Source organism: Vibrio sp. R15-SG3-ISO1A (assembly GCF_059833955.1).
On sequence record NZ_JCBDGH010000014.1, the window covers coordinates 1 to 8805 of the forward strand.

General features: G+C 49.8%; 10 protein-coding genes and 4 tRNA genes. 9 read left to right on the forward strand and 5 right to left on the reverse strand.

Annotated elements, in window-relative coordinates; genetic code table 11:
* Positions 1–264, reverse strand: a 264-nt coding sequence (locus AC6R0L_RS01495) for an MgtC/SapB family protein (RefSeq protein WP_500628024.1), incomplete at its 3' end; no start/stop codon positions are given.
* Positions 265–359: 95 nt separating this feature from the next.
* A complete protein-coding gene (gene epmB / locus AC6R0L_RS01500) occupies positions 360–1382 on the reverse strand; it encodes an EF-P beta-lysylation protein EpmB (RefSeq protein WP_500628025.1) in 1023 nt (340 codons plus the stop codon).
* A 32-nt stretch (positions 1383–1414) separates the two neighbouring features.
* Here epmB and efp point away from each other — a divergent pair, with 32 nt between their 5' ends.
* The 3 genes from efp (at position 1415) to rraA (ending at position 3649) form a co-directional block, all read left to right on the forward strand.
* The gene (gene efp / locus AC6R0L_RS01505) at positions 1415–1981 is read left to right on the forward strand and encodes an elongation factor P (protein ID WP_334555632.1); all 567 of its coding nucleotides are present in this window, start codon (positions 1415–1417) and stop codon (positions 1979–1981) included.
* 122 nt (positions 1982–2103) lie between these two features.
* Entirely contained in the window at positions 2104–3024 is a 921-nt protein-coding gene (locus tag AC6R0L_RS01510; protein WP_487902600.1) for a 1,4-dihydroxy-2-naphthoate polyprenyltransferase, read from the forward strand.
* A 100-nt stretch (positions 3025–3124) separates the two neighbouring features.
* On the forward strand, positions 3125–3649 hold the full coding sequence (gene rraA, locus AC6R0L_RS01515) for a ribonuclease E activity regulator RraA (RefSeq protein ID WP_334555630.1): 525 nt from the start codon (positions 3125–3127) through the stop codon (positions 3647–3649).
* Positions 3650–3725: 76 nt separating this feature from the next.
* Here the strand turns inward: rraA and AC6R0L_RS01520 are convergent, their stop codons facing one another.
* Complete coding sequence (locus AC6R0L_RS01520; protein ID WP_500628026.1) at positions 3726–5075, reverse strand: MATE family efflux transporter; 1350 nt, start codon at positions 5073–5075, stop codon at positions 3726–3728.
* Positions 5076–5254: 179 nt separating this feature from the next.
* Positions 5255–6025, reverse strand: a complete 771-nt coding sequence (tpiA, locus tag AC6R0L_RS01525; protein WP_010445251.1) for a triose-phosphate isomerase — start codon at positions 6023–6025, stop codon at positions 5255–5257.
* A gap of 278 nt (positions 6026–6303) precedes the next feature.
* Here tpiA and AC6R0L_RS01530 point away from each other — a divergent pair, with 278 nt between their 5' ends.
* Together AC6R0L_RS01530 and AC6R0L_RS01535 are read left to right on the forward strand one after the other, a co-directional pair.
* The gene (locus tag AC6R0L_RS01530; protein WP_334555628.1) at positions 6304–6651 is read left to right on the forward strand and encodes a 5-carboxymethyl-2-hydroxymuconate Delta-isomerase; all 348 of its coding nucleotides are present in this window, start codon (positions 6304–6306) and stop codon (positions 6649–6651) included.
* 15 nt (positions 6652–6666) lie between these two features.
* Positions 6667–7092: a DUF805 domain-containing protein gene (locus tag AC6R0L_RS01535; RefSeq protein WP_500628027.1), complete on the forward strand. Its 426-nt coding sequence runs from the start codon at positions 6667–6669 to the stop codon at positions 7090–7092.
* 38 nt (positions 7093–7130) lie between these two features.
* Here the strand turns inward: AC6R0L_RS01535 and coaA are convergent, their stop codons facing one another.
* Positions 7131–8054 carry a type I pantothenate kinase gene (gene coaA, locus AC6R0L_RS01540; RefSeq protein ID WP_500625634.1) on the reverse strand — a complete coding sequence of 308 codons (924 nt, stop codon included), beginning with the start codon at positions 8052–8054 and terminating at the stop codon, positions 7131–7133.
* A 207-nt stretch (positions 8055–8261) separates the two neighbouring features.
* Between coaA and AC6R0L_RS01545 the strand changes: the two genes are divergently transcribed.
* The 4 genes from AC6R0L_RS01545 to AC6R0L_RS01560 all read left to right on the forward strand — a co-directional run bounded on the left by AC6R0L_RS01545 (position 8262) and on the right by AC6R0L_RS01560 (position 8666).
* Positions 8262–8337, forward strand: a tRNA-Thr gene (locus AC6R0L_RS01545).
* A gap of 46 nt (positions 8338–8383) precedes the next feature.
* Positions 8384–8468 (forward strand) — tRNA-Tyr (locus AC6R0L_RS01550).
* A 35-nt stretch (positions 8469–8503) separates the two neighbouring features.
* Positions 8504–8578 (forward strand) — tRNA-Gly (locus tag AC6R0L_RS01555).
* Positions 8579–8590: 12 nt separating this feature from the next.
* Positions 8591–8666, forward strand: a tRNA-Thr gene (locus AC6R0L_RS01560).
* Positions 8667–8805: the final 139 nt, after the last annotated feature.

Genomic DNA, 8805 nt, shown 5'->3' on the forward strand with positions numbered 1-8805 from the left:
CATCACGCCTGCGCCTAAAAAGCCAACCCCAGTAATGATCTGACCCAATACGCGGGCTTGGTCTAAGGTGTTCGGTGAGAGCGATACGGCCATCGACATAAAACAGTACGTGCCTGCGATAATAAGGATTGAAGTGCGGATGCCGACTGGCTTGCCGCGTGTTTGACGTTCGACACCAATAAGAATGCCGTTGATGGCGCAGCAAAGCAGCGCTGACCAAGAAAACGGACCGAGGTCTAACAAGGATGAGAGTGAAGGGTGCATGGTCTCCTCTGAGATGGGTATGAGTGATACTTGGAAACCGCGAAGTATGCACTGAGTGTCTCAGAGGAGCGAACAAAAGCTTTTTGTCGTCGGGATTACTCTAAATGTAAATCAAGGGGGGTTTTGCTTTTTCTGCCGCCGATCTCTCTCGTCAAGGTAGGCACAAGGTAACCGGACACGCGCTCGATCACTCCCGCCATGATGTTTTTCGCTTCGCTGTCTGAAATATGAAAATGCGCGCTGCCTTGCACCTTATCTAGCACATGCAGGTAGTAGGGCAAAATGCCCGCATCAAATAGAGACTCGCTTAACGCCACTTGGGCATCCACACTGTCATTGATACCTTTCAGCATCACCGCTTGGTTCAACATGGTCACACCAACCTGCTTAAGCGCGCGCACCGCTTCGCTGAAGGGCGCATCAATCTCATTGGCGTGATTGATGTGGGTGACCATTACCACTTGCAGTCGCGTGCTGGCCAGCAGTGTGCACAACTCCTCTGTGACGCGAGCAGGGATCACCACAGGCAGGCGAGTATGAATGCGCAGACGCTTAATATGCGGGATGGCTGCAATGGCGGTAATCAACCATTCCAGTTCACTATCTTTGGCCATTAATGGGTCGCCCCCCGAGAGAATCACTTCGTTGAGCTCGGTGTGAGCGGTGATGTAGTCGAGGTTTTTTTGCCAAACGGCTTTGTTGCCGCGATTGTCCTGATAGGGAAAGTGGCGGCGAAAACAGTAGCGACAGTTGATTGCGCAGCCGCCTTTGACAATTAAAAGCGCTCGATTGCGATACTTATGCAGTAAGCCCGGTTGGGCGTTATCTTGCTCTTCGAGTGGATCTTGGCTAAAACCTGGGTGCCATTCAAGCTCTTGCGCGACCGGTAAAACTTGGCGCAGTAAAGGATCCTCTGGGTTGCCCTTTTCCATGCGAGCAACAAAACTTAACGGGACGCGCTGAGCAAATTGTTTGCGTGCAGCAAAGCCGTCTTGCCACGGGGTGGGGTCAATCTCGAGATGTCGTAATAACTCGGCCGGATCCGAGATCCCACTTGCTAGTTGATTGAGCCAGTTTTGCTCAACAGATTCGACTTTTCGGGTTATGATAGGCGGCATTGAATTTAGCTCTAAGAATGTAAGAGGAAAAAATGGCTACAGTTAGCACGAATGAATTTAAAGGCGGCTTGAAACTCATGCTCGACAACGAGCCTTGTGTGATCCTTGAAAATGAATACGTTAAGCCGGGTAAAGGCCAAGCGTTCAACCGCGTAAAAATTCGTAAGCTTCTTTCTGGTAAAGTGCTAGAGAAAACCTTCAAGTCTGGTGACACATGTGAAGTCGCAGACGTTATGGATATCGATCTAGATTATCTCTATAACGACGGTGAATTCTACCACTTTATGAATGCGGAAACGTTTGAGCAGATCGCGGCAGATGCGAAAGCCGTGGGCGAGAGCGCAAAATGGTTGGTGGAAAACAACACCTGTATGCTGACGCTGTGGAACGGTAACCCTATCGTTGTAACGCCACCTAACTTCGTGGAGCTTGAAGTGACAGATACTGACCCAGGCCTAAAAGGTGATACACAGGGTACCGGTGGTAAGCCTGCTACGCTATCAACCGGTGCTGTGGTTCGTGTACCACTGTTTATCTCTATCGGTGAAGTGATCAAAGTTGACACGCGCTCAGGCGAGTACGTGGGTCGCGTAAAATAATACCCGATGCGTGATAGCGTGAGAAAAAGGCCACATCGTGGCCTTTTTTGTTTTTTCGGCTGCGGCAAAGTGTCACAATAGCTCGAGTTTATTAGTGATATAGAGATCAAAGGTTCTGGTTTATGAAAGCGTCTTTGCAAATTTGGTTGGGTGCGGCTCGGCCAAAAACGCTGCCGCTGGCGCTGGTGTCGATTTTGACCGGTAGCGTGCTAGCGTACTCTCATCATGAGTTTTCTCTACCGATCGCGCTGTTGGCGTTTGCGACGGCGACCTTATTGCAAATTCTCTCCAACCTCGCCAATGATTACGGTGATGCGGTCAAGGGCACCGATAACGACAAACGTCTTGGCCCGATGCGCGCCATCCAGTCGGGCGCGGTAACGACCCAAGACATGAAGCAAGCGATCGTCATCAATGTCATCATGACGATATTGTCCGGGCTGGTTTTGGTCTTCTACGCCTTAGAGAGTGTGCAAAGCATCTTGGCCTTTATCGGCCTAGGGGTACTGGCGATCATCGCTGCTATAGCTTATACGGTGGGGTCGAAGCCTTATGGCTACGTCGGTCTCGGCGATGTCTCTGTATTTCTCTTTTTTGGTTTGCTCGGCGTGGCCGGGACCTATTTTCTTCACACTGGTGTTGTCCAAGTGTCATTGATTCTTCCGGCAATAGGCTGCGGGTTGTTGGCGGTTGCAGTACTGAATATCAACAACATGCGTGATATCGAGAACGATCAAGAGTGCGGCAAGCGTACGGTTGCAGTGCGCTTGGGCCAACAACGCGCGAAGCATTATCACTTTTTCTTGCTGGGCTTCTCTCTGTTAGCCTTTGCGCTCTACTTACTTCATCAACCAGAACCAATGTGGGTCAGTTTGCCGTTTTTGCTCAGTGTACTGGTGGTGTTTAAACATGGCCGAGCGGTCTGGTTAGCGAATAAACCCGCCCAGATTGCGCCGATGATGCCGGTGATTGTTAAATGCTCCTTGCTGACCAACCTGCTGTTTGCTGGCGTGGTCGTCGTGCAAACACTGATGAGAGTCTGATCCTCTTCACAAGAGCTTGTATTATTGCGCCTTGTCATTGCAATGACTTAATGACCGGATATACTCGAGTGAGTCAACCAACGGTTTGGGAAGGTAACTCATGGAATACAATACGTCCGCTTTGTGTGATGTTTATATGGATCAGGTCGATGTGGTCGAGCCCATGTTCAGCAACTTTGGCGGCAGTGCGTCATTCGCTGGCCAAATCACAACGGTGAAGTGTTTTGAAGACAACGGGCTGATTCGTGAAGTGCTCGAACAAGACGGCTTAGGCCGTGTGCTGTTGGTCGATGGTGGCGGCTCACTAAGACGTGCGCTCATTGACGCTGAGCTCGCTTCTCTTGCTGAAGAGAACGAGTGGGAAGGCATTGTTGTCTATGGCTGCGTACGTGAAGTCGATGAGTTAGAAGATATGAGCATTGGTATTCAAGCCTTGGCCTCGATTCCGGTTGGTGCAAGCTCACAAGGCGTGGGTGAAACGGAAGTGGCCGTCAACTTCGGTGGCGTGACCTTCTTACCCGAAGACTACCTTTATGCTGACAACACAGGCGTGATCCTCTCCCAAGAGCCACTTGATATAGATTTAGACGTCGATGAGACCGATGTCGTCGATGAGACGCTCTAAATCACCACACCAGCTTCGGCTGGTGTGTTCGTTTCTAGTGCTTACTTTCCTCTAAATCCTGACTCATTTTGAACGTTTACGGGTGTCGCGGTGCAGACAAGTGAGCGCTGCGCAGTTTGAGCGCGTAGAGGTAGGCGAGTACACCGCCGATGACATTGCCAACGGCAATGCCGATAAACAGCCCTTCAATGTCATACCAAAGACTGCCAACCCAGGCACTGGGTAGGGTGAAAATGAACAGGCGCATAAAGCTCCACTGAAACGCTTTAAGCGGTTCATGCAGCGCATTCAGCCCTGAGACCAGCATCATCAACATTCCTTGAAACCCATAGCTAAAAGGCACAACGAGTAAGTAGTGCCATAACAGATCTTTGACCGCTTGCTCTTGAGAAAATAGGGAGGAGATGGGAATGCTCAGCGGCACCATCATGACAAAAATCCCCAATTGGAAAATCAGTGCAAAGCGCATGGTGAGGAACAAACCGGCGAAGCCGCGCTGCGGATTTTTCGCGCCCAAGTTCTGAGCCATAAACGGGGTCAGGGCAGAAGTGAGCGACATCAACACCAAGATAAGAATCGACTCCACCCGCTGCGCCGCACCGTAGGCCGCCACGGCACTGGTGCCGTGCGTCGAAAGCAGCATCATCAGAATCGCACCTGAGAGTGGTGTCATGGCATTTGACAGCGCCGCGGGCGTGCCGATTTTTAGAATGGATTGGCAATCGCTGCGAAGGGTGGTGAGGTCCGGTTTGGCGAGTAGCTTCTCGCGCCGCGTGAGCACATACAAGGAGCCTAACAGTGCCCCTGCCCAGCTAAGGGCGCTTGCGATCGCCGCGCCTTGAATCCCGAGTGCGGGAAACGGGCCGTAACCAAAAATCAGTAAAGGATCGAGCACGCCATTGATCACGCCAGCCAACATCATGATTTTAGCCGGGGTTTTGGTATCACCCGTAGCGCGAATGGCGCTGTTTCCCGCCATCGGAATGACGAGCAGCGGTATGGTTAAATACCAAATCGCCATGTATTGGTCGATAAGGGGAAGTAAATCTGGCTCAGCGCCCAGCAGTAGAAAGAGCGGCTCAATCGTCAGCAATCCAGAGATGGAGGCCAACGCCACTAAGGTCACCGCTAACAGCAAACCGTGGGTCGAAAATCGCGCTGCATCGGTGGTATGGCCTTGGCCAAGTAGACGAGCAATGTTGGTGGAGATGCCCATTCCTATGCCCATAGTGATGCAGTTGACGGCAAAGGTGACAGGAAAGGTATAGCTGACCGCTGCCAGCGCTTGGGTACCGAGCAGAGAGATAAAAAACGTATCGACCAGGTTGAACATCAAAATAGCGATCATGCCAAAGGTCATCGGCACAGTCATTTGGCGCAAAACATCGGGAATGTGACCTGTTAACAGGCCATGTTTATCTTGCATCGAGGACGTCAACTCTCACGGGCGGAAAAGCGTAGCATACTTTATCTGCCCTATGACGACCAACCCCATCGTTGAGATGGTGTGAGGCGCACATATTTGGGCCGGCTGTGGGTTTTGTACCTCTGCAACAAAAAAAGGCCAGCGCAAGCTGACCTTTGTCTATGTCCTTAAAGGATGGATTAAGCTTTTGCTGCTGCCGCCGCTTTTGCAATCGCTGCAAAGCTCTTCGCGTCAAGAGAAGCGCCGCCAACGAGAGCACCATCGATGTCTGGTTGTGAGAAGTACGCTTCTGCGTTTTCTGGTTTCACAGAACCGCCGTACTGGATGATCACTTGCGCAGCAACCGCTTCGTCTTTTGCAGCGATAAGTGCGCGGATAGAAGCGTGAATGCGTTGTGCATCTTCTGCCGTCGCTGCTTTGCCTGTACCGATAGCCCAAATTGGCTCGTATGCGATGATGGCGCCGTTTAGCGCTTCAACACCGTAAGTGTCGATCACTGCATTGATTTGACGAGCACAGACGGCTTCCGTTTCGCCCGCTTCGTTTTGCGCTTCAGATTCACCGATACAGAAAACAGGGGTTAGACCGTTTTCTTTTAGGAAGTTGAATTTCTTTGCGATGAACTCGTCAGATTCGTTGTGGTATTCACGACGCTCAGAGTGGCCGATGATGATGTGAGAAGCACCGAAATCTTTCAGCATTTCTGGCGACATGTCACCTGTGAAGGCACCGCTGTTGTTGAGGTCAGTGTTTTGTGCACCCAGGATAATCTTGTTACCGCCTTCTGCGATGACACGCTCAGCAAGGTCGATGTAAAGTGCTGGTGGCGCAACGGCTACGTCGACACCTTCAACGCCTTCAAGCTCAGCGTTTAGACCCGTTAGCAGCTCAGTGACCATTGCTTTGCTGCCATTCAATTTCCAGTTACCCATCACTACAGGACGACGCATAGGAATACTCCCTCTCTTTTTAACGTAGAACGTTCATTAATGTAAAAAATCTGGGTAGGAATATAACAGATTAAATGGTCCAGATCATGATTACCGTCATGTCTTATTGGGTTTGTAAACCTTCTGCCGACTGCCTTGCGCATGGATTTAGCATAACTGACCACTCTGGCAGTGATCCCGTAGACAGAATCGCTGGCATCGAGTGCGAAATAAGTACAGAAATTGATAATAGTGGCGTATACCTATCCAACCAGCGCACTAAAAAGGGAACAACATCGATGCCAAACCTAGTTATGGAATACTCCAACTCTGTGGATGAGCGTGTTAATGTGCAAGGATTGCTCGAGGATTTGCATTTCGTGGTTTTACAATCAGGCCTGTTCGACACCTTATCCGTCAAGTCTCGCGCATTGCGCTGCCATCATTGGCTGCTTGGGGATGAAGGTGACAGTAGCGATTTTATTCATATTGGCTTCGAGCTGTTGGCGGGAAGAACTGAGGAACAGAAGCGTGATTTATCTCGTCAATTAATGGCGGTGTTGCAACAACAAGCGGGACACGTGCGTAGCTTAACCGTTAATATTCGCGATATGGACCCGAGCTGTTTTCAAAAAATCATCAATTAACCATTAGGGAATACGATGTCAATTAAAGCACTGCTGTTTTCATTTCAAGGCCGCATTGGTCGTAAGGTTTATTGGCTGTGGAATGTGGTTTACTACCTAGTGATTGTAAGCTTCGCTGCGACACTCAACGCGGTTATTCCAGCGACGGCCCATCTCATCCTGCCGGTGTTCCTTGTCATCGTGTTGATTCCTGACTTAGCCATCACCGCCAAGCGTTGGCATGACAGAGACAAATCCAGTTGGTGGCTGTTACTGAATGTTCCACTTGTTATCGGACGTATGACGATGCCAGTGGGTGATCCTGGGCAAGTTGCTCAACCGGTGGCGCTGCAAACCGCCATTTCGGTCGTCGCGATGATTTGCGGAGTGTGGATTTTGATCGAGTGCGGCTTCTTTAAAGGCACAGAAGGTGAGAATAGGTTTGGCCCGCAGCCAGAATAATCGGCTGCCTATCGCAAGAGAGTTTTTATCACCCGAGGCTATTTACGAAGAAGGACTTCTTCCACCTTGTGGTTGAGTCCTTTTTTTAGGATCAGTTGCGCACGCTCGCGAGTGGGTAAGATGTTGTTGCGCAGGTTAATACCATTGATGGAATGCCAGATCTCCTTTGCCTTATCTATCGCCTGCTGTTTCGACAACTGGGTGTAGTGGCTGAAGTAAGACCCCGGTTTAGTGAAGGCACCGGAGCGAAATTTTAGAAAACGCTCAATATACCACTGCTCAATCACCTCACTGTTGGCATCGACATAGAGGGAGAAGTCTAAGAAGTCGGAGACAAACACACGATGAGGATCGTGTGGGTAATCCATCCCACTTTGTAACACATTGAGCCCCTCTATAATCAGCACATCAGGTCTATCCACCACTTTGACTTCATCGGTGATGTCATAGGTGATGTGAGAGTAGACCGGCACTTCCAAGTTGGGCTTGGCGGCTTTGACGTCTGAGACGAATTGTACCAAACGCTTGATATCATAAGATTCAGGAAAGCCTTTACGGTGCATAATGCCACGTTCATCGAGTACGCGCTTAGGGTAAAGAAAGCCATCGGTGGTTACCAGCTCGACTTTTTGATGGTTATCCCAACGTGACAGCAGTGCTTGGAGTAAACGAGCGGTGGTGCTTTTGCCGACCGCCACACTACCGGCAATCCCAATAATAAAAGGTGGAGCACTCTCTTGGTTGCCCAAGAAATTGTTCAGGACGGTATTGCGACTTTGCCGAGCGGCGACATAGAGATTAAGCAATCGCGCTAGGGGCAGATAAATCTCGACCGCTTCTTCCATCGTCAGGCTTTCGTTCACGCCTTGCAGCTCCCGCAAATCCTCTTCAGACAACGTCATGGGCACAGAATTGCGTAATTCTGCCCACTGCTGTCGGGTAAAAGAGAGATAGGGAGTCATGTGTCGTCCTAATCTGAGTTGAAGATGCGAGCAGCGACATTACAACAACGGACTTAGATTGCAAACGAGATGATCGATATTCGCGTGATTTGCCCAACAATTTGCTCGATTTTTCAACAAAAAAGCAGAAAGTATCCAATTTGGCATTTTTTTTTGGATTTGCTATTGCAAGGTAGAAAATCATTCAATAGAATGCGCACCACTTATGCCGACTTAGCTCAGTAGGTAGAGCAACTGACTTGTAATCAGTAGGTCACCAGTTCGATTCCGGTAGTCGGCACCATTTCTCTATGCGTCTCTTTTAGAGAGCGAGAAATGGATAAAAATTTGGAGGGGTTCCCGAGTGGCCAAAGGGAGCAGACTGTAAATCTGCCGGCACTGCCTTCGATGGTTCGAATCCGTCCCCCTCCACCATATTCTTTAGGAAATAGCTCGAAGAGTTACGTGTTGCGGGCATCGTATAATGGCTATTACCTCAGCCTTCCAAGCTGATGATGCGGGTTCGATTCCCGCTGCCCGCTCCACTCATTATGAGTGCTGATATAGCTCAGGTGGTAGAGCGCATCCTTGGTAAGGATGAGGTCGGCAGTTCGAATCTGCCTATCAGCACCAGCTCTCAAGCGAACTTTTCCTTTTGATACTTTCTTTTTACTAAACTACGTTTAGTGATTGAGAATAAGTTTATCACCAATTTGTTTGGTTACGTGGTCTTGCGCCACTTAAAATCCGTACCTAGAGGGACTACTCATGT